The 14,846-nt window shown below is 45.2% G+C and carries 11 protein-coding genes; 4 read left to right on the forward strand and 7 right to left on the reverse strand.

The features are described from left to right. Positions 1–758 precede the first annotated feature (758 nt). The 4 genes from QO189_RS02335 to guaD all read left to right on the forward strand — a co-directional run bounded on the left by QO189_RS02335 (position 759) and on the right by guaD (position 7,712). Complete coding sequence (locus QO189_RS02335; protein ID WP_371531339.1) at positions 759–2,465, forward strand: xanthine dehydrogenase small subunit; 1,707 nt, start codon at positions 759–761, stop codon at positions 2,463–2,465. Positions 2,466–2,562: 97 nt separating this feature from the next. Beyond that, entirely contained in the window at positions 2,563–5,136 is a 2,574-nt protein-coding gene (gene xdhB, locus QO189_RS02340) for a xanthine dehydrogenase molybdopterin binding subunit (protein ID WP_371531340.1), read from the forward strand. Then, complete coding sequence (locus QO189_RS02345) at positions 5,099–6,145, forward strand: XdhC family protein (protein ID WP_371531341.1); 1,047 nt, start codon at positions 5,099–5,101, stop codon at positions 6,143–6,145. The genes xdhB and QO189_RS02345 overlap by 38 nt, the downstream gene beginning before the upstream one ends. Positions 6,146–6,281: 136 nt before the next feature. Further along, complete coding sequence (guaD, locus tag QO189_RS02350; protein ID WP_371531342.1) at positions 6,282–7,712, forward strand: guanine deaminase; 1,431 nt, start codon at positions 6,282–6,284, stop codon at positions 7,710–7,712. A 123-nt stretch (positions 7,713–7,835) separates the two neighbouring features. On the opposite strand, the gene QO189_RS02355 is transcribed toward guaD, so the two are convergent. The 7 genes from QO189_RS02355 to uraD form a co-directional block, all read right to left on the reverse strand. Beyond that, positions 7,836–8,630 (reverse strand): DUF5020 family protein, encoded by a 795-nt coding sequence (locus tag QO189_RS02355; RefSeq protein WP_371531343.1) that lies wholly within the window; start codon positions 8,628–8,630, stop codon positions 7,836–7,838. A 499-nt stretch (positions 8,631–9,129) separates the two neighbouring features. Continuing rightward, positions 9,130–9,660 carry an ureidoglycolate lyase gene (locus tag QO189_RS02360; RefSeq protein WP_371531344.1) on the reverse strand — a complete coding sequence of 177 codons (531 nt, stop codon included), beginning with the start codon at positions 9,658–9,660 and terminating at the stop codon, positions 9,130–9,132. Then, entirely contained in the window at positions 9,660–10,778 is a 1,119-nt protein-coding gene (alc, locus tag QO189_RS02365) for an allantoicase (protein WP_371531345.1), read from the reverse strand. The genes QO189_RS02360 and alc overlap by 1 nt, the downstream gene beginning before the upstream one ends. A gap of 103 nt (positions 10,779–10,881) precedes the next feature. Next, positions 10,882–11,862, reverse strand: coding sequence for an allantoinase PuuE (gene puuE / locus QO189_RS02370; protein WP_371531346.1), 981 nt, complete (start codon positions 11,860–11,862; stop codon positions 10,882–10,884). An 82-nt stretch (positions 11,863–11,944) separates the two neighbouring features. Then, positions 11,945–13,276, reverse strand: coding sequence for a urate hydroxylase PuuD (locus QO189_RS02375; protein ID WP_371531347.1), 1,332 nt, complete (start codon positions 13,274–13,276; stop codon positions 11,945–11,947). 93 nt (positions 13,277–13,369) lie between these two features. After that, complete coding sequence (gene uraH, locus QO189_RS02380; protein ID WP_371531348.1) at positions 13,370–13,738, reverse strand: hydroxyisourate hydrolase; 369 nt, start codon at positions 13,736–13,738, stop codon at positions 13,370–13,372. Between the two features lie 138 nt (positions 13,739–13,876). Then, positions 13,877–14,398: a 2-oxo-4-hydroxy-4-carboxy-5-ureidoimidazoline decarboxylase gene (uraD, locus tag QO189_RS02385; protein WP_371531349.1), complete on the reverse strand. Its 522-nt coding sequence runs from the start codon at positions 14,396–14,398 to the stop codon at positions 13,877–13,879. Between the last annotated feature and the right edge of the window lie 448 nt (positions 14,399–14,846).

A 14,846-nucleotide genomic window follows, 5' to 3' on the forward strand; every position in this document is an offset into this window, starting at 1 on the left:
CAGGAATAGGATTGTCAACAAATTGGAAGTATTGGCAACCGGTCAGCATCAGCGTCGCTATCAGCAGACAAATAGAGGTAAGTGACTTCATAATAGTATCTCAGAGACGATATATTACCCAATAATATATCTTGTCTGTCTATCGTCAGAAGCGATGACAGTCGAAAGTAAGGTTTATTTTTAGGTATTATATATAAAAACAGGTCGGTTATATAAATTTAAAAGCGGTGCATGTGCTTATCTTTGTTTTCAAAGAGATTATTTATTCAGTCATGACGTAACTTGTCTACTGTGCGTTTGCATTAGCTATATCAATGACTAACATTACAAGTCTTATAAATCTCTGCTGTTAGGATTGATAGCGGCTATCAGATAGCAGATTGAAGGTCAATTCTTTGGCAGTATCGACAGATATTTGAATGGGTTGTATTGTAAATAAGAATAGTGATAATATGTTGAAAGCTGACCAAATAGTCAGGTATATTCTAGTGCTAGTTTTTGGCAAAAGCTTCTGATAATTACTGCTACTTATGGTCGATTTATTTGCTATAAAAGAGTGTGCGATATCAAAATCATCGACATGCTACAAATGCGACATAGAATAAATAGTAAGTATATTAAAAACTAAAAACGTACTTGCCGATAAACTTACTTGAGCGGTTGCAGCAAAATATAGATTAAGCGCTTACCTTTCTTACCCAAGCCACTAATGCCTCTCAGTCTTATAATCACTTTCATTATTTTAGCCGAGCCTTGCTATGATTAGTTTTTATCTCAATGGAAAATACCATGAGCTAACCCAGCTTAACCCCAATACGACAGTGCTTGAGTATCTACGATTGCATGAAGGCCAAACGGATACGAAGGAAGGCTGTGGTAGTGGTGATTGCGGTGCCTGTACGGTAATGGTTCAGCGCCTGCCTAGCACTAGTCAGCAAACGCTTAATGCTGAAAATGGCAACGAAAAAAATGCTACGCCACCATTCCATACGATTAATTCCTGTATTACGCTAGTGTCCCTGATGGACGGTCATCATCTTATGACGGCCTCTTATTTGGCGGACAATCCTGAGCATCATCCAGAGCGCGCCCTATTACATCCAGCGCAGCAAGCGATGGTTGAATGTCACGGATCACAGTGCGGTTTTTGTACCCCTGGGTTTGTGATGTCACTGGCCTGCGTCTACGAAAATAATCGTATGCAGACAAGTTCAGAAGCAGCAAGTCAGAGTGATGCCAAGCAGTTGAGCTATGATGAAGTGGTTGCGTCGATATCTGGTAACCTATGTCGCTGTACAGGTTATCGTCCGATTATCGAGGCAGGCCTACTGATGAGCGATATCGGTCAGCAGAGAGAGGCGGAGCATTCAGCGGTGAAAGACTTGACTATCAGTCTAGCCACAGACGCGATGTGTAGTATAAAAGAATCAGCAATATCTGAAAACGTGCCAGATAACGTCGAATTAAAGAATGAAGAGTCGAAAGCGATTGCCCCTGCACTTAATGATGCTGGGCGACAGTTATATATGCCTAAAACATTAGATGAGCTTAATCAGGTATTAGCTACCCATCCAAAAGCTACCATTTGGGCAGGCGGTACGGATTTGGGATTGAGTGTGACGCAGCATCTAATCGATCACGAGGTCATTATTCAGCTATCAGGTATTGAGGCGCTAAAATCTTGGTCGCTATCAGATGCAACTAGTGACACATCGACTGGCGGACAAACTCAAAGTCAGTCGCTAGTACTAGGTGCTGGCATGAGCTATCAGCAGATGTTGCCTGTGCTTGAGCAGTATTTTCCAAGCTTTGCGCAAGTATTTGAGCGCATTGCCTCTCCGCAAATCCGTAATATGGGCACTATCGGCGGCAATATAGCCAATGCATCTCCAATTGGTGATTTACCACCGATTTTATTGGCACTAGATGCGTCAATCCATCTGCGTCATTGCGCGCCTAATCGTGCAGAATCAGGTAACGATTTAGATAATAGCGATTCGATTTGTATAGATGAAATCATACCTTTATCAGAATTTTTCTTAGATTATAAAAAGACCAAACTGCAAGCAGGCAGTTACGTAGTCGCTATCCATGTTCCTCTGATGCACGACAATCAGCACTTATTTATTCATAAGATTAGCAAACGCTACGAAGATGATATTTCAGCTTGCTTGCTTGCGGCGCGACTTGATGTGTCAGCAGATGGTGCAATTATCGAGAATGCAAAGCTTGGACTTGGCGGAATGGCGGCTATACCATTGCTAGCGACCAAGTGTCAGCAAGCACTGATCGGACAAGTGGTTGATGTTGCAAGTTTTGAGCAGGCGGCACAAATCCTATCTAAAGATGTCACGCCGATGACTGACGTCAGAGCCAGCCGTGAATACCGCATGCATGTGGTACAGCGTCTACTGGTGAAATGTGGTAAGCAATTGGTAGCAGAGATGCAAACTGAGAGTGCTTGAGTGCGAGCGTAATTGAGTATCGATATTGCTTCATGAGTGTATTTGTCAGAAATAAAAAAGCGCATCGATAAATGCGTACTAATAGAAGAGATTTGCTATGAGCCATCATTCGTCCTTATTTGACAGTTATAGTATCCGCCGCGTGCGTCCGCCAAAAAACAAAATTGGTACCTCGGCTAAGCATGATAGTGCGATTAGCCATGTCATGGGGACAGCAACTTATGTGGATGATATTGCAAAACCGCAAGGCACGCTACATCTGGCAGTAGGTAAAAGCAGCCACGCTCACGCACGTGTATTAAGTATGGATTTGAGCGCTGTCAAAGATGCAGATGGGGTGGTAGATGTTTTAAGTTTTAAAGATTTACCGGCGCAGACCGATATCGGTGCGGTGTTCGACGGCGAGCCATTGATGGTGGATGACACCACAGAGTATGTGGGTCAGACACTGTTTGTAGTGGTGGCGAACAGTCATCGCGCTGCCAAAAAAGCGGCCACCAAGGCAGTGGTGGAGTATGAGCCATTGCCAGCGGTACTTAGTATCGATAAAGCGCTAGAGCAAGAGTTTTTTGTGCGTCCGAGTCATTTTATGAAGCGTGGTGACGCGGCGACTGCGCTTGAGGACTCACCGATTCGCATCGAAGGCCATATTCATATGCGTGGGCAAGAGCACTTTTATCTAGAAGGACAAGTGTCTTATGTGGTGCCGTGTGATGATGGTGGCTTAGAAGTGTACACGTCGTCACAGCATCCAAGCGAAGTACAGCAGCTGGTCGCCGAAGTGACAGACTTGCCATTCAATGCGGTCAATACAGTTGTGCGCCGTATGGGCGGCGGTTTTGGCGGCAAAGAAACGCAAGCCGCTGCATGGGCCTGTCTGTGCGGTATCGTTGCCAAACGTCATAACGTTCCTGTCAGTATGAGGTTAGATCGTCAGGATGATATGGTCGTGACCGGCAAACGCCATGAGTTTGCCAATCGTTATGAGGTTGGTTTAGACGAGTCTGGTCGTATATTGGGCGTCGATATGCAATTGGCTGGCTTGTGTGGTTACGCGCCAGATTTGTCTGATGCCATCGTTGATAGAGCAATGTTCCATTGTGACAATGCCTATTATTATCCAGCGGCTCATGTAGCAGGTCATCGCTGCAAGACGCATACCGTATCCAATACGGCCTATCGAGGGTTTGGCGGGCCACAAGGGCTGATGACTGCTGAATATATGATGGATCACATTGCTTATACCTTGGGTCAAGATCCATTGCAAGTGCGCCTAGCAAACTTATATCAAGATGGTCAAAGCACGCATTACGGTCAGACCATTGAGCATTTTGATTTGGCGACTATTATGAGCACACTGGCAGAAGATTGTGATTACGACAAGCGCCGTCAGCAAATTATAACAGCCAATAAACAAGCCGCTGCAGAAGGTAGTGATAAACGCTTAGGGCTTGCATTGACGCCAGTAAAATTCGGTATCTCATTTACGGTGCAGACGCTCAATCAGGCAGGCGCACTGGTACATATTTATACCGATGGCAGTATTCATCTCAATCACGGTGGTACGGAGATGGGGCAAGGGCTATATATCAAAATCGCCCAGATTGTCGCCAATGAATTTGATGTGGATCTGGACACAGTTAAAGTATCCGCAACTCGTACGGATAAAGTGCCTAATACTTCACCAACGGCAGCGTCATCAGGTACCGATATTAATGGTAAGGCGGCGCAAAATGCTTGCTTGAGCATCAAAGCGCGCATCGTTGAGTTTGCAGCTGAGCATTTTAAGGTGGCAAAAGAAGATATACGCTTTGAGAAAAACCATGTCTATATCGGTGACAAAGAGACACTAACCTTTGCCGAAATGATTCAGCTATCGTATCAAAACCGTATCAGTCTATCGTCTACTGGCTACTACAAAACACCAAAGATATTTTATGATCGTTCTAAAGCATGGGGACGTCCATTCTTTTACTTTGCATTAGGTGCTGCCTGCGCTGAGGTTGAGATTGATACGCTGACAGGGGAGTACAAAGTGCTGCGCTGTGACGTGCTACACGATGCAGGGCAATCGATCAATCCTGCCATTGACATCGGTCAGATTGAAGGCGGTTTTGTGCAAGGAATGGGCTGGCTCACAGCAGAAGAGCTGATCTGGAATGATAAAGGAAAGCTGGCATCCGACAGTCCTGCCAATTATAAAATCCCAACCGCACATGACTTGCCTAAGCAGTGGAATGTGAAACTGTATGACCGCAAAAACGAAGAACAAACTATCTATAATTCTAAAGCTGTGGGCGAGCCGCCGTTTATGTTGGCTGCCAGTGTCTGGTGTGCCATCAATAACGCGGTGGCTAGCCTTGGTGATTATCAAAAAAATCCAGAGCTGACAATGCCTGCGACACCAGAAGCCGTATTAAAAGCAGTTATGCGTATGGAAGGTTCGTCTTGGGATCTAGAGACCAAAGCGGACAAGGATACGATGGATAGCCTTGTTGAAGGTGTAGAAGAAAAGGGCGATCTCTATAACGACAAAGTCATGCCGCAAGATGTACGCCATGCCAAAGATATCGATCCAAAAGAGGTGGCAGGCAAACAGACTGATGAGCAGCCAGAAGCGATAGAGCACCCAAATGTCGCAGGGGCAAGAGGTCCTGCGCACAGTGAGTGAGTCATTGGCACCGCCAGTCATCTGGTATGAAGGTTTGGCACGATATCAGCAGCAAGGCATGGCTCATGTGTTGGCAACGGTCGTGGCTGTAAATGGTTCGGCCCCGCGTGCACTACAGGCAAAGATGATCGTCACGCAGGATGGCATCGTAGATACGTTGGGCGGCGGCGGTCTTGAGCACGATGTGATTACTACTGCTCGTCAACTGCTAAACGGTGAGATAGCAGCGACCATATCAAAAGAAGTCAAACCAAAAGTTTCTGAAGCTAATGATACAAGCGTGCCAACCTCTTCTAAAGCGGTACGCCGTGACACGGTTTATACCAAACATTACCCGCTGGGCGCAAAATTGGCCCAATGCTGCGGCGGTAGCGTCACTGTTATGTTCGAGTGCTTTAATGTGACACCGCCGATGTCAGTACTGGTATTTGGGGCAGGGCATGTGGCCTCAGCACTCATGACCATCCTTGCTGAATTGCCATGTCAGGTAGATTGGGTGGACAGTCGGCCAGAAATGTTTGCGCGTTATTTAATGGATAAAGATAACTCCAGTAAAACGGACCAAGTAGACAGTACCTACCAAAACCCCACACCGAACCGATCACCATCCTACCAGCTACCAAGGCATATTCGTCCACATATTGATGAGGAGCCTGTCGATTTTGTGCGTCCATTTATTGAGCAGGGTGGTCAGCGTTTTATTCTAGTTATGACGCATGACCATAGTGTGGATTTTGAGCTGGTGCGCGCAGCATTAGATACTATTTCTAATACTGGCTTAGCTGATAGTAAGCGCTCAGATATCTCATTACCCTATATAGGCTGTATTGCCTCATCCACCAAAGCCAAACGTTTTAGAGACCGTTTGATTCAGCGTGGCTATAGTGAGCAACTAGTCAATCAGCTCACCATGCCAATCGGATTACCCATCGGCGGCAAAGAGCCGATGGCGGTGGCTGTATCTATTGTGGCACAGCTACTACAGCAGTATCATCAGGCTGAACGCTGAGTTTTTATACTCAATATAGCCCCGTTTTAGCATCGTTATTTTCCGTCGAATTATTAAACGCTCAGCACTATTTATCAAAATGTTCAGCATTATTTATTAACATGCTCCGCATTACCAAGCCATGTGAGACCATTCAATGACCCTACATATTTATCAAGCTCATTTATTACATTATATTAGCGAAGATGACCTTGCTAAGCGTACGGCTGCTGAATCCCCCGATACTAGAATTCCTGACTTTCTCGTAAATCTGACCGTTGATAAAGATACAACGTTGCTTCCAGTAATTGCAGGCGTGCGTGTTTACCCTGAGTATATTGCCGACGGCGCACTTGTTATTGATGATGAGACTGGACTGGTTATCAATTATGGCAGTCGAGAGGCGATGTTAGCAAATTATGTGCTGACCGCTACTAATAACAGTCAAGAACCAGTACAGATTCATGACCATCGGCACAAACTCATCATGCCGGGTTTTATCGATACCCATGTTCACTATCCGCAGATAGATATGATCGCCGCTTATGGTGAGCAACTGCTCGACTGGCTCAATAATTATACCTTTGTGACGGAAGCCAACTTTGGTGATCCAAAAGTGGCACATGACACCGCGCAGTTTTTTTTGAACCAATTACTTGCCAATGGCACGACCAGTGCGATGGTTTTTGCGACCAGTCATCCATTATCCGCCGAGGCGTTTTTTGCTGAAAGCCATAGGCTCAATACGCGTATGATCACGGGCAATGTCTTGATGGACCAAAATGCGCCTGCGCAACTGTGCGTTCCTGCTGAGCAAAGTATCCGTGACACGCAAAACATCATTGATAACTGGCATGAGCGCGGACGTCAGCATGTTGCCATTACCCCGCGCTTTGCGATTACCTCGACACCGAAGCAGCTACGGCTAGCAGGCGAGTTATATGCCAGCTACGATAGTGTCTATTTGCAGACGCATCTAGCAGAAAACCGCGATGAGGTTGCTTTTGTTCAGCAGCTGTATCCCAATCACAAAGGTTATCTCGATGTCTATGATGATATGGGTCTGTTAGGTCGGCGCACGACTTTGGCGCATGGTATCTACCTTGAGACCCCAGAATACGAGCGTCTACGCGAGACTGGCACACAGATATCACATTGTCCAACGTCTAATCTGTTTTTGGGTAGTGGGCTGTTCGATTTACCCAAGACCTTAAGTTATACCGGTGTCAGTATCGCCACTGATGTTGGAGCAGGCACGAGTTTGTCTATGCTCATGACGTTATCAGAGGCGTACAAAATCCAGCAACTACAGAGCAATCAGTTGTCAGCGCACCAAGGGTTATATCAGATTACTTTGGGCAATGCACAGTCGCTGCTATTGGATGATAAGATTGGTAACTTTATGCCCAATAAAGAAGCCGATTTTGTCGTCATCGATATGAAGGCGACCGAGCTGCTTGAGCGACGTATGGCACAGACCAAATCACTTGAGGAGCAGCTGTTTGTACTCATGATGCTGGGTGATGATAGAGTGATCGAACAGACAGTCGTTGCAGGCGTGAGTCGCTATTGCAGCGCTGCCTTATAGGACAGATATATCAGTGTGTGCTTGCACCAATAGTGCAGCCAGTAGATATCTCTTAAGAATAAACCCCCTGCTTCTACCAAATAGGAGCAGGGGGTTTTTACGAATAAAGGTCTCTATCTGGTGTTAAAAATGGAACTTTACGAGGGCGCTAGGGGCGCTTTGATTGACACCATCGACACCGTATTTGTTTTTCCAATAACTATACTCCATGCCGACTTCTAGGCGGTTATCAATACCGAGCACCTCTTGTAGATTGTATTTGATTTGCGGATTGATATGAATATTATCTTCAATATCATCGTTGTTAAATGAATAATCGATAAAACCGTCCACTACAAAATTGTTACGCTCCCAACCGTAGGTCAAGGTGATTTGTTGATCATCATCGATATTGTCATTAAAAGCATGGTATAGCGTTGCAGACGCGTATGTTGTTCCTGGAATAGGGATATTTAGATCTGCACCAATACCAACCAAATAGTTGTCTTGATCAAACCCAGTACTGTTTGAGCCAAATTCATAAGTAGCGGCTAAATTGACTTGCTTAATAAAGCTATCATTAAAAGTTGCTATTTTGAACGTAGGAGACAGCTCACCATAAGTTTCTCTAAATCTATTGTTTTCAATGTCATCGGCACCTTGGTTTCGATCGACAAAGAAGAACACACCGCCCCAGTCGTGCGCAGAAGCATGCTCTAATGTAACGGTCGTCAGTTCACCATCTTCTACGAGGTCATAATCACCGCCGTAAAGTACGGAGACACTCGTATCAGTAAAGAAGGTCTTGGCATGGATGCTAGACATACTACCCAAAGTAGCGATAGTAACAGCTGCTATCGACAATGGTTTGAGTAAAGCTAGCTTCTGGCTAGATGATTTGGTATGACAGGATAAGCTCGTTAATAAATCAAAACGCAAAATATGACCCCTTTATGTACAATTGATTGTTGATTGCCCTAAAACTGCATCGTTATTATTTGCCAGTAAACAAACTATTAACCCACTGTCTGTCAGATAACAGTTGAGTGATAGCGCTTAAATGCTTACTACTAAAGAGCATTCAATAACTGTGCCACAAATGAGCTGAAAAGCTATCATCTACAGAGTTGTTTAACTTTTAGTCTTATTGGCCATTAATAAAGGTAAAAATAAGCAAAATAGTCCTTAACTATTCTCAAATGAGAGAGACAGTGTCCATGAATTTAGATACATGTGGCAAACAATGTTTTTCGAAGTATCAGATGCGCGATAACAGCACCAAGATGGATATCCATGTGCCCCAAATTGGGTCGTCTGATGGGATTTAATCAATTGATAAGCATATGATTTAACAACGCAATAAACATAAAAAAACCAGCTAATAGACATTAGCTGGCGTTAATTCTGTACATGTTGGATGCGACTATCTTCTATTCAGTTAACTGGATTCATTTTCTAACTCAATAGACACATGCCAATCCGTAATATCTATCTCATGACAATTATTACCCTCACCATTGATACGATCAATAACTAAGAAATCACTGTCACGCCCAAGAGCGAGTAGAGGATGATGCCAAACGTTGGCATCGTACTGTACACCCTGATGAGACTTGGCATAAAACACGGCTAGATCATCTGTCGACTGCGGTGGCGTGCCTGCTTTGGCAACAACGATGACATAGTCCTGACCCTCCATCGACACAAACGCTTGCGTGCCAAATGGATGATACTCCATGACGGAGAGGGCAATCGGATTCTCACGTTTCTTGGCTCGAAAGATACTCATACCGACTGTGCCACCCTCAAGTTGACTCTCGGCTAGCGCATGATGGCGAACCGCATAGCCATTATTGATCTGATAAGTATTGTCAGCGGTTTGCTCCTCCTCACTATAGCGCTCGATAACCGAGCCGTAAGGGGCAAAGTTGGCTTTGGTCAAAGGCTGAGCCGTTAGGATGACACTCATTATTTGACCTCTGCATCAGCAGTAGTACCCGCCTGATCTACCACTTTGCCAAACACGCGCACGCGGCTGATACCACCATCGGGGAAGATATTGACTCGGATATGGGTGATAGGCTGGTCTATTAGGAGCTTATCGTTACCAAAGGTATGGACGTCATCCGCATTGGTCTTTTGTGGCTCAAGCAACGTGTCCCAAAACATACTTTGAGTGACCAAGGTTTGCTCTGGGGTATTTGGCGAGTAGACGGCTTGAATGGATACTTTATCAGGGTAGTTGCCTTTGAAGTAAGCGGTATCGATTTCGATAGAATCGACAACACCTGCTTGACCTAAGGCAATAATGCACCAGTCGTTGCCTGGCTCACGGCGACGACGCGTCTCCCAGCCATCACCCATATTGGGCGCTTTGGTTGGTAACAGTAGATTGCTGGCGGCACCAAAATGTGCGTCGTTACTGGCAATCGCACGACCACCATTTAACGCGCCTGCCAAGTCAAGCATCTCACCTTGAGTGTTTAGGCTGGCATCGAGCTGAATGTCACCATAGACACGCAGCCGAGCCACGCCGCCATCTGGATAGATATTCAGACGGATATGGGTGACTGTTTGCTCATCATCAGTCTCAACAAACTCATGATGATTGCCCTGTAGTGGGGTCATGCCGACAAGGGGCTGCCAGTTTTTGCTGTCCCAGTCTTCTTTATTGAGGCTAGTAAGCTCAGTTTCATCTTGCTGTAGTAGCTCTGGCGCATACAAAGCATCGACACTAGCGGAAGAGGGGAAGTTACCCGTAAAGTGACTGGTATCGATATCGAGACCCGCGATTTTGGTCGGACGCGCCAGTTGGATGATTAAATAATCATAGCCCAAATGACGCTTGCGGCGCGTCTCCCAGCCGTCCATCCATTTACCGTTATCGTCAAATTTTCCGACCACAAAAATAGGCGCATCAGGGTTTAAAATACGGCTTTTATCTGCAAAAAAGTCATCGGTCGCGAATAGCGCTTTGGCACCTAAGCGACTGTCAGCCACGTTTGATTTTTTAGTAAAGGCTGGCAGGCTCTCAGGTAGATTATTTGCTGAGATAATTTGTCCTACTTCTGAAGTATTTTGATTCATCATGATTCCTTTTGTTTGATAGTAGCGTTGATTGATGGTGTGCCGTTTGTTTTAGTTATTCGACACACTGCGACGTACTCAATGAGCGAGGCAATGGCAAAAGCTACATCCAGTTGGCTGTATTGTCTGGTGTCGCAGGGTGGTTCTCATACCAGTGTTTGGCAATCTCATCACGGCGGCATAGCCACACGTCAGGCTTGCTGGTGATGTATTGCAAAAACTGTTTTAGCGCCTTGATACGTCCTGCCCGTCCGATAATACGGCAATGCAAACCGATGGTTAGCATTTTTGGGGTGTGCTCGCCTTCTTCGTACAGGGTATCAAAGCTGTCTTTGAGGTATTGATAAAACGGCTCGGCGTGAGTAAACCCTGGACTAGAAGAAAAGCGCATGTCATTGGTCTCTAAACTATAAGGGATGACCAAATGCGGCTTGCGTGTGATTAGATCGCCTTCTTGGGTTTTGACATTGAGCCAGTAGGGCAGCTCATCGCCGTATGAGTCAGAGTCATAGTGATAGCCACCTTGTTCGACGACCAACTCACGCGTGTTTGGGCTGTCGCGTCCCGTGTACCAGCCGAGTGGCTGCTTGCCGAGCATGCGCTCAAATATGTTGGTAGCACGGCGAATGTGCTCACGTTCCGTCTCGCGGTACATATATTGATAAGTAATCCAGCGTAGACCGTGACTGGCAATCTCATGACCGTCTTCTAATACGCGCTCAATAATATGCGGGGTTTTTTCGGCAGCGGCAGCACAGGTAAACGTGGTGATGGGCACACCGTACTCTTTAAAGACATCTAATACACGCCACACACCGACACGGCTACCGTATTCAAATGCTGACTCGATAGACTGGTGACGATTGTTAAATTCGGGTGTACCTAGGATATCTGACAAAAAGCGCTCTGATTGTCCATCGCCATGAATGACGCTATTTTCAGCACCTTCTTCGATGTTTAATACAAACTGTACGGCGATTTTCGCGCCACCCGGCCAGTCCGCTTTTGGTGGGTTACCAGCATAGCCTTTTAGGTCGCGGGGATACGTGCTTTGATCAAAATCACTGGTGATTTTCTTGCTCATTATTTATGTTCCTATATCTCGTGGAGCCTTAAATATTTGTTTGAATACTGCTCGCCAAGGAAAGTTATTTACTAATCACAAACTACAGGGATGATGCGTACGCTACAAGCTGCTGACGTTCTGTATCTGTTAGCTGAGTAATATTGCCAAGTGGCATATAGCCAGTTTGTACCGCAGTAACTATTTTTGCTTTGTGTATTTTTAGGTCTTCTGGTGTTTGCAAGATGATACCGGCTGGAGGAGCAGCAAAACCTTGTTGTGTCGGTTGCACCGCATGACAGGTGCTACAGCGCGTATGCACGACATCCATCATAGCGTCATCTGCCGAAGCGTTGACTGGTACGGCTTCAGCAGTAGCTGCATCATTACTAACACTGTTATTAGCATTAGTGACGGTATCAGTGTTTGTATTGGTAGTCGTGCTTGTAGCTGGCGGCGTGCTATCAGTCGTTGTAGGTGCTACTGCCGCGGTAGCAGGTATTGCAGGCGCTGGCTTAATCGGTTCAGGTCGCATCCAAATAATCAACAATACGGTCAGTATGGCTGGGATAACCAAGTAGCGTGGTTTTTTATGACCTAAATGTTTTTGATTGAAATAATGACGTGCCGTTGCGGTGATAACGCCAACGAAAACCAAGACCAACCAACCTTTTTCATGAGCATACATCATCGGATAATGGTTGCTAATCATGGTAAAGATGAGCGGTAGGGTAAAGTAATTATTCATCAGTGAGCGGTTTTTGGCTTGCAGTGCCAATTCAGCGACTTCTTTGCCAGGTTTTTCGCCGCGCCGCACACAGTCTACGAGCGCACGCTGCGCTGGCATGATACCGAAGAATACGTTACCGACCATCACTGTGCCTAAGATAGCACCGATATGTATAAATGAGGCGCGATCACTAAACAGCTGATAAGACCCCCAGCTTGCGATGACCAGTAAAATAAAAATCAGGGTGCTAAAAATAAAGGCATTTTTACCCAAATGACTGCGCACAATGACTTCATAAATAAAGTAACTACCGAATAAAAACAGCAAGCTTGTCGCAATGGCACCGATACTGGTAAAAGGCACTTTGCTTGGATCGATCAGGTAGGCAGTTGCATTGGCATAATAGACAATCGACATCATCGCCGCACCCGTCAGCCACGTGGTATACGCTTCCCACTTAAACCAATGTAGCGTCTTTGGCATCTCCTCCGGTTCGAGTTTGTATTTGGCAATCTCATAAAACCCGCCACCATGAACGGCCCACAGATCACCTGAGATACCTTTGTCTGCTTTCCACTGTGGCGGTTTGCGTAGGCTCAGATCCAGCCACACAAAATAAAACGATGCACCAATCCATGCCACCCCTGCGATAACATGAAACCAGCGAAAAAATAAACTCAACCATTCGAGAAGGTAGGCGCCCATGTGGTAAGTGTCCTTTAATATGACAGTGTCTTAATAAAATATTTGTGAGCGGATAACGATTTTCGCTCACATTTTTTTGATAATAAGGTTCGGTTATGATCCGCGGTAGGTACTATAACCATGCGCACTCAGAAGTAATGGCACGTGATAGTGGCTAGCGTCTTTTACCACAAAGTCGATAACCACTTGCGGGTAAAATGCTGTCAGCTGCTGGGCATCAAAATAAGACTGAGTATCGAACGTCACCGTATAGCGCCCGATAGCGAGCTTACCTTCATCGTCATCAATGGCTGCATCAAACTGCCAAGCATCTGGTGTCACGCGGCCATCGCTATTGGTCGTCCCATGCGCTAGTAGTGTAGCGACACCGTTGTCTTGTATGCGATGTAAGGTGACGGCGATATCCGCGGCAGGCGTGCCCAAATGAGTATCTAAGATATGTGATGATAGAGTGGCAGACATAATGCTTCCTTTGTATTCAGTAGAAACGTAAATAGGGTGGTAAGGCTAGCGCAGCTTATAATTAGGATGTTGTATGAGCACTGATAATACGGTGTATTACTAATTAGCTATCAAATTGCTAATCAACAACTGGTTTAACTAGGCATTGCCTAATAGTTTGTTTAGACGTAAACGTGTGATTTTATTTTGCTCAGCGGCTGCATTAGCCAGTTCTGTCGCTCGATCATTTGGTAGGCGCGTTAATAGCAGATCCAGCATTTGCTGTGCGCTTTTGCCGGTCGCAAAAACAATAAAAATAAAACCAAATTTATCAAGATAGTCTCGATTGCCTTTGGCGAGGGCTTCGAGCACTTCATCTGCAGCATTGTTAGCGCCAGACTGTTCATGGGCGGCGCTACTTTGCGTGTTGCGATATTTCTCTTTTAAAGAAGCCACATTACCGATTTGCGGATGTCCATCGAACGCTTCTAGCAAATTGGCCTCATTGGTTTGCACGTCATGCCAGATAGCATCGCTACTCGCTAAGAGCGCATCGAAATCTACAAAAGGACGCGCATCGGCAAGCTTATTTGCCCAAACGCTACTGGTACAGCAGATTAAAAGCTGGGCAACGGCTACCTCCTGAGACAAATCATTAAATTGCGCTAAGGTTAAGCTCATGGTGATATCCTTTTTTTGTGATATGACAGTCCATTATGTGTACTGGATAACTATTGTTTAATAAAGGTTTATACATGGTAGTTTTTTGCTTAAACTTAGCGATATCAATCGATATTTTTATGGTTCATTTTTTAATTCTTCGACTTTTGCATTTTTAGCTAGGTAAGCCCACAGGCCATATTCAAGTTGCTAGCTTTCTAATCATGATAAATTGACGATACAGAATGTGTTTTTTGAGAAAATACTGATAATTTAGCCGCAAAAATGACATGGCAGTATAGATTCGGTCGTAATATGTTTGATTTATAGTTACCATTCTGCTAAAACCTGACTAATTGGTCAACTGTTTTATAAGAAATTTTTTTGTTTAGTGGCTAATACTGCGAAAATTTGTGCATTGATATATAAAAACATTCAAAAATATAGCGACTATTTTGTCGAACCAGCC

This window comes from Psychrobacter sp. Arc29 (genome assembly GCF_041431175.1).
Lineage (GTDB): Bacteria > Pseudomonadota > Gammaproteobacteria > Pseudomonadales > Moraxellaceae > Psychrobacter.